This window comes from Undibacterium sp. RuRC25W (assembly GCF_049339825.1).
Lineage (GTDB): Bacteria > Pseudomonadota > Gammaproteobacteria > Burkholderiales > Burkholderiaceae_D > Undibacterium.
Genome location: NZ_JBMPPD010000024.1, coordinates 57,234 through 74,909 on the forward strand (window position 1 = coordinate 57,234; position 17,676 = coordinate 74,909).

General features: G+C 46.7%; 13 protein-coding genes. 7 read left to right on the forward strand and 6 right to left on the reverse strand.

Annotated elements, in window-relative coordinates; translation table 11 throughout:
- Positions 1 to 64: 64 nt before the first annotated feature.
- Positions 65 to 361: a hypothetical protein gene (locus ACO0KV_RS12210; RefSeq protein WP_423042805.1), complete on the reverse strand. Its 297-nt coding sequence runs from the start codon at positions 359 to 361 to the stop codon at positions 65 to 67.
- 822 nt (positions 362 to 1,183) lie between these two features.
- Here ACO0KV_RS12210 and ACO0KV_RS12215 point away from each other — a divergent pair.
- A complete protein-coding gene (locus ACO0KV_RS12215; RefSeq protein WP_423042806.1) occupies positions 1,184 to 3,397 on the forward strand; it encodes a hypothetical protein in 2,214 nt (737 codons plus the stop codon).
- A 107-nt stretch (positions 3,398 to 3,504) separates the two neighbouring features.
- On the opposite strand, the gene ACO0KV_RS12220 is transcribed toward ACO0KV_RS12215, so the two are convergent.
- The 3 genes from ACO0KV_RS12220 to kbl form a co-directional block, all read right to left on the reverse strand.
- Positions 3,505 to 4,887 carry an L-serine ammonia-lyase gene (locus ACO0KV_RS12220; protein ID WP_423042817.1) on the reverse strand — a complete coding sequence of 461 codons (1,383 nt, stop codon included), beginning with the start codon at positions 4,885 to 4,887 and terminating at the stop codon, positions 3,505 to 3,507.
- A 66-nt stretch (positions 4,888 to 4,953) separates the two neighbouring features.
- Positions 4,954 to 5,925 carry an NAD-dependent epimerase/dehydratase family protein gene (locus ACO0KV_RS12225; protein WP_423042807.1) on the reverse strand — a complete coding sequence of 324 codons (972 nt, stop codon included), beginning with the start codon at positions 5,923 to 5,925 and terminating at the stop codon, positions 4,954 to 4,956.
- Positions 5,926 to 5,974: 49 nt separating this feature from the next.
- On the reverse strand, positions 5,975 to 7,180 hold the full coding sequence (gene kbl / locus ACO0KV_RS12230) for a glycine C-acetyltransferase (RefSeq protein ID WP_423042808.1): 1,206 nt from the start codon (positions 7,178 to 7,180) through the stop codon (positions 5,975 to 5,977).
- Positions 7,181 to 7,326: 146 nt separating this feature from the next.
- Here kbl and ACO0KV_RS12235 point away from each other — a divergent pair, with 146 nt between their 5' ends.
- From ACO0KV_RS12235 to ACO0KV_RS12260, 6 genes are all read left to right on the forward strand, one after another.
- Positions 7,327 to 7,899 (forward strand): helix-turn-helix domain-containing protein, encoded by a 573-nt coding sequence (locus tag ACO0KV_RS12235; RefSeq protein WP_423042809.1) that lies wholly within the window; start codon positions 7,327 to 7,329, stop codon positions 7,897 to 7,899.
- A gap of 255 nt (positions 7,900 to 8,154) precedes the next feature.
- Positions 8,155 to 10,455, forward strand: coding sequence for an FdhF/YdeP family oxidoreductase (locus ACO0KV_RS12240; protein WP_423042810.1), 2,301 nt, complete (start codon positions 8,155 to 8,157; stop codon positions 10,453 to 10,455).
- An 18-nt stretch (positions 10,456 to 10,473) separates the two neighbouring features.
- A complete protein-coding gene (locus ACO0KV_RS12245) occupies positions 10,474 to 10,776 on the forward strand; it encodes a hypothetical protein (RefSeq protein ID WP_423042811.1) in 303 nt (100 codons plus the stop codon).
- Positions 10,773 to 11,624, forward strand: a complete 852-nt coding sequence (gene fdhD, locus ACO0KV_RS12250) for a formate dehydrogenase accessory sulfurtransferase FdhD (RefSeq protein ID WP_423042812.1) — start codon at positions 10,773 to 10,775, stop codon at positions 11,622 to 11,624. Before ACO0KV_RS12245 ends, fdhD begins: the two co-directional genes overlap by 4 nt.
- Positions 11,625 to 11,733: 109 nt before the next feature.
- The gene (thrC, locus tag ACO0KV_RS12255) at positions 11,734 to 13,194 is read left to right on the forward strand and encodes a threonine synthase (protein WP_423042813.1); all 1,461 of its coding nucleotides are present in this window, start codon (positions 11,734 to 11,736) and stop codon (positions 13,192 to 13,194) included.
- Between the two features lie 146 nt (positions 13,195 to 13,340).
- Entirely contained in the window at positions 13,341 to 14,540 is a 1,200-nt protein-coding gene (locus ACO0KV_RS12260; protein WP_423042814.1) for a hypothetical protein, read from the forward strand.
- 94 nt (positions 14,541 to 14,634) lie between these two features.
- Here ACO0KV_RS12260 and ACO0KV_RS12265 read toward each other — a convergent pair whose 3' ends face one another.
- Both ACO0KV_RS12265 and ACO0KV_RS12270 read right to left on the reverse strand, forming a co-directional pair.
- A complete protein-coding gene (locus ACO0KV_RS12265) occupies positions 14,635 to 16,329 on the reverse strand; it encodes an AMP-binding protein (protein WP_423042815.1) in 1,695 nt (564 codons plus the stop codon).
- A gap of 151 nt (positions 16,330 to 16,480) precedes the next feature.
- Positions 16,481 to 17,398 (reverse strand): EamA family transporter, encoded by a 918-nt coding sequence (locus ACO0KV_RS12270; protein ID WP_423042818.1) that lies wholly within the window; start codon positions 17,396 to 17,398, stop codon positions 16,481 to 16,483.
- Positions 17,399 to 17,676 lie beyond the last annotated feature (278 nt).

The following is a 17,676-nucleotide window of genomic DNA, read 5'->3' on the forward strand; positions in this document are numbered from 1 at the left end:
TAGGAAAATTCGGTTTTACCATGTTTCTCCTGAGAGAAATGTTTCTTCTTATTTTTCAGATTACTCAGGTGCTGCTAGCTGCTTTGGGAGGATTCTTTTTTGCGGCAATATTCGATTTTTTTTGAGTATTAGCAACAGCAGTATTCTCGTTAAATAGCGCGCTTGATTGCATTAAAATTTGCAAATGCACGGATGCGCGATCAACGCCGCTTCGGTCCCAGTTGTAAGACACAGATTGCTGGTTGTCGCTAGCAACTGTCGTACTCTGTGCCGTTTCTGCTGGACTTTTTTCTTGTTGACCTTGAGGAATAGAAAGAGACGCCATCGCACAAGCATTGCCAAAAAATAATGCTGATGCCATAAATACAGCGGTAGATGCGATGCTCAAGAATGTCGTTTTGTTGTGCATGATTATTTGGGTTTTCAAATGTGAGACAAATTAATTGTAGAAGGCGCGGCATCGAACTTAGACGACGTTGGCTTATTCACTCTCTACCCCCCCCGTAAGGCTAAAAGATGTAATGTTAATCGCGATGCTTTGTTGATCAAACGCTAGATCGACACCTTCTTCAAGCAACGAAAGCAGCGTTTTTGCTCTTTTGGATTTTCTCGTACCTGATTTTACTATCAACCGGATTGTTTGCAAGGTTTTGTTCTGACCTAGAGTATTTCTCTAGCGCAAATTCGGTAGGTTTTGCGACGTTGTATGCTCATGACGCCGTCCTAGTACTGCGTGCTTTTACGATGGTTCTATCAAACTTTCTCGCATTGAGAGGATCGATTTCACGGAAGACCACCGAATCGGCAAAGTTGCACAACGCCAATATTACCAGTAATTGTTATCATAGTTGATATATTTGCGTTGATTCGAATTACTTTTCATAACGGTTTTCATGCGATTACTTTACTTGGAAGTGGTTTATTGATCGATAGTTATGCGATGAAATGCATAATTGATGGCATGAAATTGAGTAAAACGCCGTTGTAATGCATTTATGCCTGCTTCTTCATTCATTTGAACTGCGGTGTTGCAGCTAGAATGGTTGCTACTAATTGGTCCAGTGCGTTTTTTCTGCGATTTAATTTTGCTTAAAGCCAGTTGCTGCGGCACAGATAGGAAACTGCATCAGTTGGCACGCCTAAGAGATCTGGATCAATTTACTATGATTCATTAAGGATTTGAATGCAATCACTCTCTCAATTGTTCCGACTGTTTCTTTTGCTGCCTTTACTTTGTACGAGTCTGAACGTGCATGCCCAGTTGCAGACGTGGGGGGAGTATCCACCGATTCCACGTATTGAGACAGAGATTTTGCCTCTGAATCTTCATGGCGTCAGTCAAATCGATCCTTTACGCGGGCTTGAGCGGCTGGATGATGCAAGTGTGCAGGCGTGGATCAGAAAGCAAAATGACTTGAGTCAACAATTGTTGGGTAGGATACAAGGTGTTAATGATTTATCGTCACGCTTACGTGATCTCAATAGGAGTGCGTTTAACAAAACCAGCATTTCGCAAAACAGCATGAGTCAGACGGTAAGCACAAATTTGCCGCTTAAAGCAGTAACAAGGTCTTCTGGGTATCCGAAGAATCAGCGCCTAGAATTTCAAACACCTGAGAATTTGTTTTATACCGATGTTGGTTTGGATCAACAGACTCGGTTGTTGATGCGCAATCAAATGGTGGGCAATGAACGTGTTGTGTATCTTGGCGCGCGGGGTGAGTCGATAGGTCAGATTCTGGCGTCGCCTGATAAGAAAAAAATCGCGATCCTGCTCGCGCAAGGCGATGCTGGTATGACGATTCGGATTGTTCGCAGTGGTGACGGAGAGTTATTGCGGGATGGGGTAAATGCTTTGCCAATGGCTAATTGGGATGATTTTTCTATGGTGTGGTCGGGGGACAGCAATTCATTGCTATACAGTCGCAACTTACAGGCAAGTATATTCAGAAAATCAGAGATTTGGATGCATGGTATTGAGCAGCCAGATAAATTCGATCGCCCAGTGATTGCCGTTGATGTACGCAATGCCGCAAGTCAGCTTCTGAAGCTGACGTCTTCTGATCGTCCCAAGCTAACAAGCATTGCTGGGACATCGTTAGTTTTATTAACGATCTCGCAGGAAGATGATCATGCTAAACGTTATTTTTATATCAGTCAGTCCGAATTAAAGGGGGCGGCTACGGCATGGAGAAGTATTGCTTTGCCTTCTGATAAAGCTCAGACGTTGCTACAAGCAGGTAATAAGCTATTTTTGCTTTCGACTAAAAAGAGTCAGAATGGTGAAATTCTGAAGGTTGACCTAAGCGCCTCGACTACGCAGTTGCAGTTGCCACAGTTTAAAGAACTCGTAAAAAGCGGTCAGGCTCAGATTAAGGAAATTGCAACGACAAAGAGTAGCCTGTACTGGTCGTCGGACATCAATGGTATTGGTAAGTTATTTAAGCTCGATGTCACAACAAATACCAGAGAAGAAGTGGCGTTGCCTTTATTTGGGAAAGTGAGTCAGTTGCAGGCTGATATGAATACTGACAGTGTGGTGTTCAATATTGCAGCACCAAATATGACCTTGGGTAGGTATTCTGTCGATTCGCAGGGAAAAGTTGCTGTCATCACCGAAAGTAAACCACTGAAAAGTGAACCGCTAGCTGAAAAAAATCTCGTTCAGAAAAAATCCTTAATGATTCCTACGGCTGATGGCGGGATGATCACTGTGAGCGTTAACGTTGAACCAGGTTTAGTTTTGGATCGTCAGCGTCCTGTATTGTTGCGGGTATTGAAAAGTGGTTCTGTCGCAGAAGATGTGCTTCTGCAGGCGTGGGTTGAGCAACATGGCGTGGTGGTAGACATGCCATTACGGACTACTTTAGATAAAAAAAATAGTAAAGTCCCAGACGCGGCCGCAGACGTTTTATCAGTCGCCCGATATTTGATGAAGGAAAATTATGCTGGTTCTGGAATGCTTGCCGCCGAAGAGCTGACAGATAGCAATAATGCGTTAATCAAAGCCGTTCTTAAGCAGCCAGATTTGTTTGCTGCGATCTCGCTACATAATGTTGCCAGCGAGACGATACCCAGTACTTTGCATCAGAAAATGAGAGATCCTACGATTAAATCTGCGTACGAAGATTTACGGGCAGGAGTAGCTTATCCTGCGATGTTAATTACAGCAGATGAGCAAAGTAAGGTGCCGCCAATGTGGATGTCCGCGAAGCTTGCGGCGGGACTGCAGATTCTCAATGCGGACAAGAGTAAGCCTGTTTTGTTAGGAACCTTGCCTCCCAACGTGACCGAAGAGGAGATTGCTTTGCATACTGCAAAGCGCTGGGGATTCTTTTTGTATCAAATGGGTCAGAGGGGTTTTGCGTTGCAATCGCAAAAAATCCTTGCCAAGTGAGGGGCTATGTTAGAACATCAATTAAGATCTAGCTTGTCATTAGATCGGTTTTAGGGTGAGGAAATGCATGGAGTTGATGTGCACTTCCTCGCCGTTTTCGTCGGGGTCTAGCAGGCTGCGTAGTTCACCGTTACAACGTGAATAGCCAAGCCACCAAGTGATGTTTCTTTATACTTTGCCTGCATATCATGGCCAGTTTGACGCATTGTTTCGATGGCGTCATCCAGAGTGACTTTATGTGTTCCATCGCTGCGCAGAGATAACGAAGCTGCAGTGATTGCTTTGACCGCTCCCATTCCGTTACGCTCGATACAAGGAATCTGTACCAGGCCGCCGATAGGATCGCACGTCATGCCAAGATGATGTTCGATTCCAATTTCAGCAGCGGCTTCGATTTGTTCGTTGCTACCACCGAGCGCAGCCGTAAGGCCAGCCGCTGCCATCGCGCAGGCAACACCGACTTCACCTTGGCAACCTATTTCTGCACCCGAAATAGAGGCGTTTTTCTTACACAACATACCGATCGCGGACGCCGCTAATAGAAAGTTACGTATCCCTTGCTCAGGATTGGTTGGCTTGCAGTCTTCTGCATAGTAACGCAATACTGCAGGAATGATTCCCGCGGCGCCGTTGGTTGGTGCAGTCACGACGCGGCCGCCTGCCGCATTCTCTTCATTGACAGCCATGGCATATAAGCTGACACGATGCAAACCATCGTGCGGTAGCACATCTGCTGTTTCATTCGCGGTGCGCCACAGTTTTGCTGCGCGTCGCTGGACGTGGAGTCCGCCGGGTAATTCGCCCGTCAGTTGCAATCCGCGTGCGATGCAACTTTTCATCACTGACCAGATTTTATCTATACCCGTATTTAATTCATCGTCCGAGCAATGGGTGATTTCATTGGCACGTAACATCGTCGTGATCGATAAACCTGTGCGTCGACCATGTGCTAATAAATCTGCCATTGTTGAGAATGGAAAAGGTACCGACTTTTTCTCGGTATCCTTGATGGTATTAGGATGCTCTAGTTCTTCGGCAGAATAGATAAAGCCACCGCCTGTGGAATAAAATGCTTGTTCCTCTGTCGTATCATCGTTATAGGTCATGATAAATTTCATGCCGTTCGGATGTCCTGGGAGAACTTCTTGTTTGTGCCAGAGAATGTCTGTTGATGGGTCAAATGTCACGGGGTATTCGCCCAGTAAACGCATTTGATGGGTGTGACTAAGATTGGCGAGTTTTTCGTCAATGCTCTCAGGTGCTACTTCTTGCGGGGTTTCGCCCATCAGTCCAAGCATCACCGCTTTGTCCGTCGCGTGGCCAGTACCAGTGAGTGCTAATGATCCGTATAAAACGACCTGAATTTTTTTTGCTTGCGCCAGATGTTTTGATTCCAGCAAAAAGCGACGAGCGGCAAGCATCGGACCGACCGTATGGGAACTAGATGGACCCACGCCTATTTTAAATAAATCGAATATACGCATGTCCATCATTGGTTCCTTTTTGTCTCAGATTAAAATTATTTTTGCAGCGATAAATGGGCCTTTTTTGGGGCATCAGGCTGCTTTATGTAACTCCTTAGTTTCAATACGAACGTTTTTTAACATGTCCGTCACTAAGTGTTGTAAGCCGACTTGCGCTTTCCAGCCCCAATCAATCCGTGCCTGGCTATCATCAAGGCTTTGCGGCCATGACGCTGCGATTGCCTGACGGCTATCCGGTGCGTAGTGTATTTCAAATTCAGGCAAATTTTGTTTGATTGCAGCAGCTAATTCGCGTGGATTGAAACTTAATCCGGCGACATTATACGAAGAACGTATAGAAAGTTTGGTTGCAGGTGCGTCCATCAAAGAAATCGTCGCATGGATGGCGTCAGGCATGTAAATCATCGGCAAGGTTGTTTCTGATTCTAGGAAGCAGCTGTAGTTTTCACCGCCTAAGGCTGCGTGGAAAATCGCGATCGCATAATCTGTTGTGCCGCCTCCTGGTGGGGACTTGAAGCTAATGATGCCTGGGTAGCGAATGCTTCGGACATCGACGCCATATTTTTCAAAATAGTACTCGCACAGACGTTCGCCGGCGAGTTTGCTAATGCCGTAGATCGTGCTTGGATCCATCACGGTGTATTGCGGGGTGTTGATGGCTGGCGTATTTGGACCAAATGCAGCAATGGATGAGGGCCAGAATACTTTGAGAGGCTTACCTGCTTCTTTGCGGATGCGCGCCAGCTCGAGAATATTGAGCAGGCCATCCATATTCAGCTCCCACGCTTTTAATGGTGCTTTTTCGCCAGTGGCGGAGAGAAGTGCTGCCAGTTGGTAGACTTGCGTTACTTCGTATTTTCCAATCACTTCAGTGATACGTTGCGCGTTCAGAACGTCAATCACTTCGTAGATGCTGGCACCATACAGGCTGTGTGGCGTAATGTCTGCTGCGATGACATTTGCAGCGCCATGTTGCAGAGCAAGTGCCTCAACCAGTTCGCTGCCGATCTGGCCGTTAGCGCCAATGACTAAAATCTTTTCCATGTTCATTCCTGAAATTTCGTTAATACGATAATGCGTTAATTTTTGCTGATTACTTAATTAAGCCGAGTTCGCGACCCGCTTGCGCAAATGCCGCCAAGGCAGTGTTGAGTTGTTCGATACTGTGCGCAGCAGATAACTGCACGCGTACACGTGCTTGTCCCATTGGTACGACCGGGTAGAAAAAGCCCGTAACGAAGACGCCGAGTTCGTACAGACGTGCTGCAAATTTTTGCGCAACTGGAGCATCAAATAACATTACTGGAACTACTGGGTGTGTGCCAGGTTTGATCGTAAAGCCGAGGGCCACGATTTCGCGACGGAAGTGTTCTGTATTGGCGTGCAGACGATCGCGTAACTCTGTTGATGCGGATAAACGCTGCAATACTGATAAAGATGCACCAGCAATGGACGGTGCCAGTGTATTGGAGAAGAGGTAAGGGCGAGATTTTTGGCGCAAAGTATCGATTACTTCTTTACGTCCCGCAGTGAAACCACCCATCGCGCCACCGAGTGCTTTGCCTAATGTGCCGGTGATGATATCGATTTTGCCGATGACGTTATGGTGTTCGTGCGTACCGCGGCCTGTTGCGCCCATGAAGCCAGATGCATGACATTCATCGATCATTACTAATGCGTCGTATTTCTCAGCGAGTGCACAGATCTTGTCTAGCTGAGCAATGGTGCCGTCCATTGAGAAAACGCCGTCAGTCACGATAATGCGATGGCGCTTATCTGCTGCTGCCTGTAATTGCACTTCCAGATCTGCCATATCGTTGTGCGTATAGCGGAAGCGTGCCGCTTTGCACAGACGGATGCCATCGATGATTGAGGCATGATTTAAGGCATCTGAGATGATGGCGTCATTTTCGTCAAACAAAGGTTCGAAGACGCCACCGTTGGCATCGAAAGCAGCTGCGTACAAAATACAGTCTTCAGTGCCGAGGAAATGGGCAATTGCTTGTTCCAATTGTTTATGCACGGTTTGTGTACCGCAAATAAAGCGCACAGATGAGAGACCATAGCCAAATTTTTCAGTGGCTTCGATTGATGCCTGCACCATGGATTCATCGCCAGATAGACCGAGATAGTTATTGGCGCACAGATTGATCAGTTTTCGACCATCATCACAGACAACTTCTGCACCTTGACGGGAAGCGATCACGCGTTCTTTTTTGAACAATCCCTGATCGCGCAACTGATCAAGGTTTCCTGTAAGGTTGCAAATAAATTGTTGTCTTGATGTCGTTGCGCTCATGTTTGTCTCCGGAGTGTAGGTGTCTGAACTATCTGCTGTTACACTAATGTTAAATGATTTCAATAATTCTTAAAAATTCGATATTGAGAACTAAAGTTCGATATATCGAATATTAATCGTACTTTTTTAATGGTGCAATAGTCTTTATGAAAAAAGTTTTGTCAAATACGCCTCCGGAAGTGGGTGCTACTTTGCAAAAGATGCGGCTCGAACGTGGACTTACTCTGGAGGACTTATCGAGGACGGCAGGCGTTTCTAAATCGATGTTGTCTCAGATTGAAAGAGAGAAGGCTAATCCGACGATTGCAGTGACCTGGCGTCTCGCGAACGCATTAGGCGTTTCAATTGCGGAATTGTTATCTTCAGATGGGCCCAAGCTGGACGACATCCGCTTGTTAGAAGCCCATGAGACACCGACGCTGCCCGGTGAGCATGCTGGATATACCTTACGTATTCTCGGACCCATGGAGTTAGCCGGAAAATATGAATGGTACGAACTGACGCTCGCACCTAGTGGAGCATTGGTTTCGAATTCTCATGACCCTGGCGCCATTGAACATCTGACGGTATTGCACGGAAGTGTCGAGGTAGAAGTCGAAGCAAGTCGGAAAAAGGTCAAAGTAGGCGCAACTGCTCGCTATGAAGCTGATAAGAATCATGCCATTCGCAATACGGGTAAAACCGAGGCCAAAGCACTGCTGGTTGTTATTCACCGTTAATTGATCTCGTGTATGAGTATCAGCCGTTGTTGGCAAGAGGCAGGAATTGATTTTTTGTTGACTATGTGGTTGGCAGCTTGTTGTACATTGGGATCGTTAATGTGGTGAGTAAGCAGGTACTGTTACATCTACTCACAAATAACTTATGTCAAAGGTAATATTTTTTTGTTGCCTGCATTGCACTTTTTGCCTATTGCATCCATGATCCTTGCCACGGGCAAGGGCCTTACATCAAGGGATTAGCAGGAGGGCGTGATGAGTAAAAAGATAATTGAAGTCTATAACCGGCCAGCTGGTGGTTGGGGGGCGCTGAAAAGTGTGGCTCAACAGATATTTGAGCAAGGAATTCCGGCAAGGGGTGTACGTACCTTGTTTGCCGCAAATCAGCCAGATGGTTTTGATTGCCCCGGCTGTGCGTGGCCAGATGCTGACCATACGTCTACGTTTGAATTTTGTGAAAATGGCGCCAAAGCGGTTGCAGCAGAATCGACTGCTCGGCGGGCTACACCGGCATTGTTTTCGGAAATGACGGTTCAGGCACTAACGGAAAAAACGGATCATTGGCTTGAGGGGCGAGGGCGTCTGACACATCCTCTCCGTTACGATCCGGCTATGGATCAATACCAGGTCACTTCCTGGGACGATGCATTCGAACTCATTGCTACGCACTTGAACGGGCTTCAATCACCAAATGACGCGATTTTTTACACGTCAGGACGAACTAGTAACGAAGCCGCGTTTTTATATCAATTGTTTGTGCGGGAATTTGGTACAAACAATTTCCCCGACTGTTCAAACATGTGTCACGAACCTTCAGGTTATGCGATGCGCGAAGCAGTCGGTGTTGGTAAGGGAACGGTATTACTTGAAGATTTTCAGCAGGCGGACGCGATTTTTATCTTCGGGCAAAATCCAGGGACTAATCATCCACGCATGTTGGGTGAACTCAGAGCTGCTGCAAAACGTGGCGCTGCGATTGTGTCATTTAATCCTTTGCGTGAGCGCGGGCTTGAGAAATTCCAGAATCCTCAGAACATTAAAGAAATGCTGGTAGGACAGTCGACAGCCATTTCGTCTCAGTACCTACAAGTCAACATTGGCGGAGATCTGGCGGCTGTTAAGGGCATCATCAAATACGTTCTCGAGCAAGACCTCGTTGCACAACAGCAGGGTTTGCCACGCCTGATCGACCTTGCATTTATCGAAGAACATACCGCACACTTCTCGGCATTTGCTGAAGATGTTTTTGCGGAGTCGTGGGATGTCATCACGACTGAATCTGGTTTACATCGACAGCACATTGAGACCGTTGCAAAGACCTATCTGGGAGCAGGGAATGTTATCGCATGTTGGGGGATGGGAATCACTCAGCACAAACACTCCGTAGCGACGATACGGATGATCACGAATCTGCTGCTGCTACGCGGTCATATCGGTCGCAGAGGTGCCGGTCTTTGTCCAGTAAGGGGGCATAGCAATGTTCAGGGTGACCGTACAATGGGCATCGATGAAAAACCGAAAGCTGATTTTTTAAAACGGCTAGGCGCGGTGTTTGATTTTAACCCGCCAGTGGACCATGGCCATGACACGATTAGCGCAATCGAGGCAATGTTGGCTGCTCCAGATAAAGTCTTCTTCGCGCTGGGGGGGAACTTTGCGGTTGCTACGCCAGATACTGACGTGACTGAGCGTGCTTTGCGCAACTGTGCATTGACGGTACATGTCACCACCAAACTCAATCGCAGTCATTTAGTGCATGGTAGGCAAGCGTTGATATTGCCTTGCCTTGGACGTACAGAGATTGATATGCAGCAATCAGGTCCTCAGGCTGTAACTGTAGAAGACTCGATGAGTATGGTGCATTTGTCGTCCGGCATTAATCCTCCTGCGTCAGAGTATTTACTATCCGAGCCGATGATTATTGCCCGCCTTGCAGTGGCGACACTGAAAGCTAAAACGCGAACCGATTGGATGGGGCTAGTTGCGAATTACGACAGGATCCGCGATAAGATCGCCGACGTGTTTCCTCAGTTTGCAAACTTTAATACCCGGGTTCATGTTCCTGGGGGCTTTCATTTACGAAACACGGCACGGGAACGGGTGTGGAATACGCTGACACGTAAAGCGAATTTTTTTGCCACGCCAGTACCAACAAACTTGCCGGTACATCAAGCCCGTCAAAGAAGTACGTCACTCGTCTTTAATCTGGCGACAATCCGTTCTCATGATCAATACAATACAACCATTTATGGCCTGAACGACCGGTACCGCGGGGTGTTCGGTGAACGTCGTGTTTTGTTTGTGAACGAGAGTGACATTGCCCAACTGGGCTTGCAGGCGGGTGATTGGGTCGATATAGAGAGTGTGACCGATGATCAAGTTAAGCGCACTGTGAAGCGTTTCATGTTAGTGGCTTATGATATTCCACAAGGATGTCTGGCAGCGTATTTTCCGGAAACAAACGGCTTGGTCCCGCTGTCTAGTTATGCTGATTTTGCGCGGACCCCAACGTCAAAGTCGATTCCAGTGGTGCTGGCACCTCACCAACCGGCTTGATCTTAAGGGATGAGGGTGATGTCCGTTATAGAGATCCTAGTGAATGATTCTGCGCTAATGGCGCTGGCAGAATCCGTTTTGTGTGAATTGGCTTTGCGCCAAGAACCTGTTTCTGCTCTGCGAATTAGCAAGCGTCTTGGGATAAGAATGAGTACGTTGCTGCGATGCCTTGCTTTTCTGGGAGATGGTAATATTGGCGGATATTCAGCGTTAGGCTGGGTGCAGTTGCATCAAGATGGCGACCGTTTGTTGTTGACCCTGTCTGAGCAGGGACGCCTTGTATGCAGCGAAATCGTTAATAACAGGAAAATTAAGTCATGATGTCAGAGATAGACAAGCAAATCGCGATTACCACTGTCGGCATAGAAAGGCATTCTTTTTCAATTCCTGAATTCGCTGTGGAATCTGACGTAGTCTCTGAAGAAGTCCCAGTGGCTTTAGTGTTCAATGGAATTTCACATGCAGTCATGATGGCGAGTCCGCTTGATCTGGAGGACTTTGCTTTTGGTTTTGCACTCTCTGAAAATATCGTTGATTCGATATCTCAGATCTATGATATTGAAGTCATACAGAATGCGTCCGACGGACAGCCGCTAGGCACTGAAGTACATTTGCAAATCGCACAAGCTTGTTTTGTACGTCTCAAGGAGAAACGTCGGACCTTATCTGGTCCGACGGGTTGTGGTTTGTGCGGTATTGAAAGTTTACAGGCACTCGATCTTGCGCCGGGCACTTGTCAGATGAAAACCGAAGCGATTTCGATAAAAAAAACGGTGCTTCAACAGGCATTTTCTTCCATGACTGAAAAGCAGGTTCTCAATGCTTTAACGGGATCAATGCATGCTGCGGGATGGGTTAATTTGAAGGGCGAGATTGAATTGCTCCGTGAGGATGTCGGCCGACATAACGCATTGGATAAACTCATCGGTGCGATGGCCAAAAAAACAGTATTCGCTGAACGCTCAGGTTTTGTCATTATGAGTAGTCGTGCTAGTTATGAGCTAGTTCAGAAGTGCGCCAGAGCGCAGATCCGCGTATTGGCGACAGTCTCAGCGCCAACTAGTCTCGCTATCTCGATCGCGCGTGATGCAGGTATTTGCCTGATTGGCTTTGTGCGGCGTGCTGGTTTTGTTGTCTATACCCATCCTGAGCGGCTCATTGCCGAATGAAACGTGCAATTTACTCGGATTGCGCCGAATTTGCGTTGGTTTTGAGGCGTTAAGGGCGATATAATAGAAAGAATATTCGACTTTCACCTTCATTCTTCTCTGTCATCTTATGCAATACGCTTCTACACGCGGGCATACCGCAGCACAGTCTTTTTCTGAAATCTTGTTAGGTGGCTTGGCTCCAGATGGCGGCTTGTATTTGCCTCAAGAGTACCCTCAAGTTACGAATGAAGAACTGAACACCTGGCGCACCTTATCCTATGCTGATCTGGCGTTTGCTGTGTTAAGCAAATTTGCTACCGATATTCCGACGGCCGATCTGAAAGCAATTACAGACAAGACTTACACTGCAGATGTATATCGCAATGCCCGTGCCGGTGAAGATGCCGCTCAAATTACACCATTGCGTACGCTTGAATCAAATGGACAGCGTACTCTCCTGTTACAGGCACTGTCTAACGGTCCGACTTTAGCCTTCAAAGATATGGCGATGCAGTTGTTGGGCAATTTGTTTGAATATACCTTAGCTAAAAACAGCGCAGAGTTAAATATCTTTGGTGCGACGTCTGGCGATACGGGCAGTGCTGCTGAATATGCCATGCGTGGCAAAAAGGGCATTCGTGTGTTTATGTTGTCGCCGCATAAAAAAATGAGCGCGTTTCAGACAGCACAAATGTTCAGCCTACAAGATCCGAATATTTTCAATATTGCGGTAGATGGCGTATTTGACGATTGTCAGGATATGGTGAAAGCGGTATCCAATGATCTGGACTATAAGCAGCGTCAAAAAATTGGTACCGTCAATTCAATTAACTGGGCGCGTGTCGTTGCCCAAGTTGTGTATTATTTCCGTGGTTATCTGAGTGCAACGACCGACAATACTCAGCGTGTCTCGTTTACGGTCCCTTCTGGTAATTTTGGTAATATTTGTGCCGGTCATATTGCTCGTATGATGGGCTTACCCATTGCTAAGCTGGTTGTTGCTACCAATGAGAATGATGTGCTTGATGAATTTTTCCGCAGTGGCGTTTATCGCGTCCGCAAATCGGCAGAAACTTGGCACACAACTAGTCCATCAATGGATATTTCAAAAGCATCCAATTTTGAACGGTTTATTTTTGATTTGCTAGACGGTAACGCAGAACGAGTCAAAGCCTTGTTTCATAAAGTCGAAAAAGAAGGTGGTTTTGATTTGTCCGGTCAGCCAGGTAGTGATGGTGATGAATTTAAAAAGGTCGCTCAATTTGGCTTCGTTTCTGGCAAGTCTGTGCATGCTGATCGCTTGCAGACAATCAGAAATGTCGAAAAAAATTACGGCATTACTATCGATACGCATACCGCTGACGGTATTAAGGTCGCATTTGAACATATCGAGACAGGCATTCCTATGATCGTGCTGGAGACTGCATTGCCAGCTAAGTTTAATGAGACGATCAAAGAAGCCCTCGGCAGAGATGCAGAGCGTCCAGCGGGTTTTGAGAATATCGAATCGTTGCCGCAGCGTTTTGAGGTCATGACAACCGACGTCGTGAAAATGAAAGCATTCATCGCGCAACATACTGGGTTATAAGCTTCATCCTAACGCTTGACGTTTTAATGTGGGTAAGTGATGAAAAAAGGCGACGTTGGTCGCCTTTTTTATTATGATCCGGCATTTCCTCGAACTTCGAACAACGCTTCCCATGCATAATTGGGAGTCCCTTCAGAATTTTTCTTATGAACCAATTTTCCTACCCCATCACATTCCGTATTCCTGTCTGGCAGAGATTGCTCACTATTTGCATTGGTATTCTTTTATGTTTTATGGGGACGGTGATGTTCTCGTTACCCGGAAGTAATGGTAGCGGGGGATGGTTAGTTGGTAGCTTATTGTTGCTAGCGGGCGTTTTGGTGCCGCTATTTGTAATTACGTCAAAGCTTGTGTTGTACCAGGACAGGATTGAGCAATCGAGCGCGTTTGGTCAACGTGAACTATATCGTCGCGATATTGATGGTTTCCGCAAGCGTGTAGTCAAGAATTCGACTTTGATCGATCTCATTGCTCGTCATTCCGCGCAAAAGAAAATGACGGTCATCAAGCGATATGCTGAAGATCCACATTTTGTGGTCTGGTTGTCTGACATACGTAATCTTGATGAAATCGATGAATTAGCCGCAAAAAAAGTGATCGAGCAGGATATAGAACTGGGCGCAACGCCGGAAGAGCGCACAGAGACTTTAAAGAAATGGCGCCGGATATTGAATATTGCTGGCTATTCGTATATTGCTGCCAGTGTAGGCTTATTTTTCTTGCCAGTGAAGCCCTTCTGGCTCACGGTATTTTTGTTGTCTGGCCCATGGATCTGTGTTGCGTTGCTCGCCAAGTCCCGCCATTTCACCTTGATTGAATTGGATAAAGTGAGTTTGCTGCGTAAGCTTAATTTGCAGCCGCTCATGATTTTTTCGTCGGTGAGCTTTTACATGGTGTTACTGGGGATACGCCCTGAAATCGCGACTTTTCCGCTACATTGGCAAAAGCCTTTTGTGTTAGCGTTATTAGGGGGCTTATTAATGTTGGTGGTAGTGATCAGTTTTTCTCGTGGCGCCAAATTAACGTGGGTCGGTGTTTTTGGTGTTCTGCCTTCGTTAATTGTCTACGCAGGTGGCTCGGCCATCTTACTTAATACTGAACTGGACCACAAAGACGCAGCCAGTTATCGCTTAGTTGTCGTCAATAAGTATATGACAACAGGCAAGGGTGCTGCAAATTACCTTGTTGTTGGTACAACGGATGAAACTTATCGGGGAGATACGTCATTCAAAGTGGCGCGTTCTATCTATGACACGACGCCGAAGGGAGCGATTGTCTGTGTAACAATTCACCCTGGTGCTTTATATATGCCCTGGGAGAGTTTGGTTGCCTGTGACGCGCATTAATTGGTGCCACGTTGATATGAGTCACTCCCGCCGGAGACGGGAGTTCTGAGGGGGCGAGAAAGGAATGGATTCGTTTCTCGCCTATCTGTTGAGTTCAGGCAGTTTTACTTTCTTCCAGATTCAGTAAGTCCCGCATCATCTCGCGCATCTTAAATTTCTGTACTTTGCCAGTGATTGTCATAGGAAACTCGTTAACAAAGCGCAGGTAGCGAGGGACTTTGTAATGGGCAATCTGGCCTTTACAGAAATCGCGCAGCTCTTGTTCAGTCACCTGTTCGCCGGGTCTGAGAATAATCAGTGCACATAATTCTTCTCCATACTTTTTATCAGGAACGCCAATGACCTGTACATCCTGAATTTTGGGGTGACGGTACAGAAATTCTTCTATCTCACGTGGGTAGACGTTTTCTCCACCACGAATCACCATATCCTTGATGCGGCCAACAATATTCACATAGCCTTCCTCATCCATGGTGGCGAGATCGCCGGTGTGCATCCAACCATTAGTGTCGATTGCTTCTGCTGTCTTTCCTGGGTCTCCCCAGTAGCCCTTCATGACGGAATAGCCCAAGGTACAAAGTTCGCCTGTTTCTCCTCTGGCGACGACATCACCTGTGTTGGGGTCGACAATTTTGACCTGCAAATGTGGCTGTACCTGACCGACCGTTGAAACACGTTTTTCTAATGAAGTTTCAACGTCACTCTGACAACTCACCGGACTGGTCTCCGTCATGCCATAGGCAATCGTGATTTCGCTGATATGCATATCGCGTACCACGCGTTTCATGACTTCGATCGGGCATGGTGACCCTGCCATAATCCCAGTACGTAAAGTTGAAAGATCAAATTCTGCGAAACGTGGATGATCAAGTTCGGCAATAAACATTGTGGGAACGCCATGCAGGCCGGTACATTTTTCGTTTTGTACTGCCTCTAAGACGAGTAGTGGATCAAAAGACGCATTGGGGAAAACGATACACGCACCATGAGTCAGGCATGCCAGATTGCCCAGCACCATACCAAAACAGTGATACAGAGGGACCGGAATGCACAGTCGGTCATTCTCTGTCAGGTGCATTGCTTCGCCAACAAAAAAGCCATTATTGAGGATGTTCCGGTGCGTCAGCGTCGCGCCTTTTGGAAAGCCGGTGGTGCCACTGGTAAATTGAATGTTGATCGCATCGTTGTTACTCAGTGATTGACCAATTGCATTGATCCGCGGGTCATCTGTAGTGCCGCGTGCCATGAGATCGGAAAAACGGAGCATGCCAGCGACGTGTTGTTCGCCTAAATGAATCACCGTTTTTAGTTCTGGCAGCCTCGCTGCTGTTAATCTTCCTGGATCATTTTGGGATAACTCAGGGGCTAACTCAGTAATCATGCCAAGGTAATCGCTTCCCTTGAATTCGCACATACTGATCAACGCTTTGCAGGCGACTTTATTTAATGCATATTCCAACTCGGAGACCCGATAGGCTGGATTGATGTTGACCAGAATGACGCCGATCTTAGCTGTGGCGATTTGTGTCAATAACCATTGCGAGTTGTTATTGGACCAAATTGCTAGTCTGTCTCCTGGTTCTAGTCCTGACGCAAGGAGCGCGCTCGCTAAACGATTTGATTCCTGTTGTAATTCGCGATAACTCCATCGAATATGTTCGTGGCACGAAATCAGTGCGGGACGTTGAGGATGTCGCTCGACCATGTCATCAAAAAAACGACCCAATACCTGTTCAATGAGCGGTTGTTCTGTGCTTCCAGTGGCAAGACTTAAACCTAATGTTTGCATGCAATTCTTCCTTTGCAAGAGTCAGATGTAACGAGGTGGGATAATGTTGCTTTTTTAGTATGTTGCTTTACTTGTCTCTCATGATGCGATGAATCAATCATAGGCTAGGTAGTTATACGTAGACATGATTACGCGGGTTTTTCATCAGCGTTTAGGATTGTTTGTTGGTCCCAAAGCGTAATTTCTTGTTCATTGAATGAAATACTCTCTGGCCAAACACATTAATTAATAAACCGCCCATGACGACTAATGCGCCAATGACCTGCAACAAGGTGAGTGCTTCACCAAGTATGATCCAAGCGGCAGTCAATCCCACTACCGGCACTAGTAAGGTCAGTGGTGCCACAGTATGGGTAGGTAGGGCAGATAGTAGTTTGCCCCACAAGGTGTAGCCAATCAGCGTTGCAGCAAATGCTAGGTAAGCGATAGAGAAAGCGGATGGCAAGCTCATATGGGTGAGGCTGTAAGTAATTGTCGTCGCACCTTCGAACCAGAGTGACAATAAGAAAAAAGGGATGATGGGCACTAATGCGCTCCATGAAACCAGACTGAGAACTGCCGTCGGGCCGATTTTTTTACTAATGACATTTCCTGTCGCCCAAGACGCTGCAGCGCAAATCGTTAGCGCAAATCCTGCCAAAGTAACCTGGCCACCACTTTGGTTGATGCTGACGCTACCTAGTAAAGCCAGGCCAAAACTAGCGACCAACATGCCAATGAGATTGCTGGGGCGCAGCTTGTCGCCAAACACAAATGCTGACAATCCGACAGTAAAGAAAGCTTGCGCCTGCAGCACCAGTGAAGCGAGGCCGGCGGGCATTCCCATTGCCATTGCTGAAAATAAAAACGCAAATTGCCCCAAGCTAATGGTCACTGCATAGGTCACTAAAAGTTTTAAAGCCACTTTGGGGCGTGGAATAAAAAAGATCGAAGGAAGGGCAACAAGTGCAAATCTGAGCGTTCCCATCAAAAAGGGAGGGATTCCTTTTAGGCCAATTTTGATCACCACAAAATTCATTCCCCACAAAAGAATCACGATCATGGCGGTGAATAGGTGGCGTGGATTCAGCGTTTTCTCAGGCATGGTGTGTCGTCTCAGGAGGATATCGTTAGCCTTAGCTTAACAGTTTAAAGTGGCCTAAGTTGTACAACGTTCATTTGTACTTTGATCGAAAGGCGTGGCAATTGACGAGACTTTGTCCTGTTTTGTCCGTGTTTTATTAGGGCGTGTTGACATATAAAAAGCTGTTAACTTTTCCCGAAGTGTGTTTACATTCTAGATTTTAAAGAATGAAACGATGCTGCGACTGATGTTGAGAGATGATCAATGGGAACGAATTGCGCCTT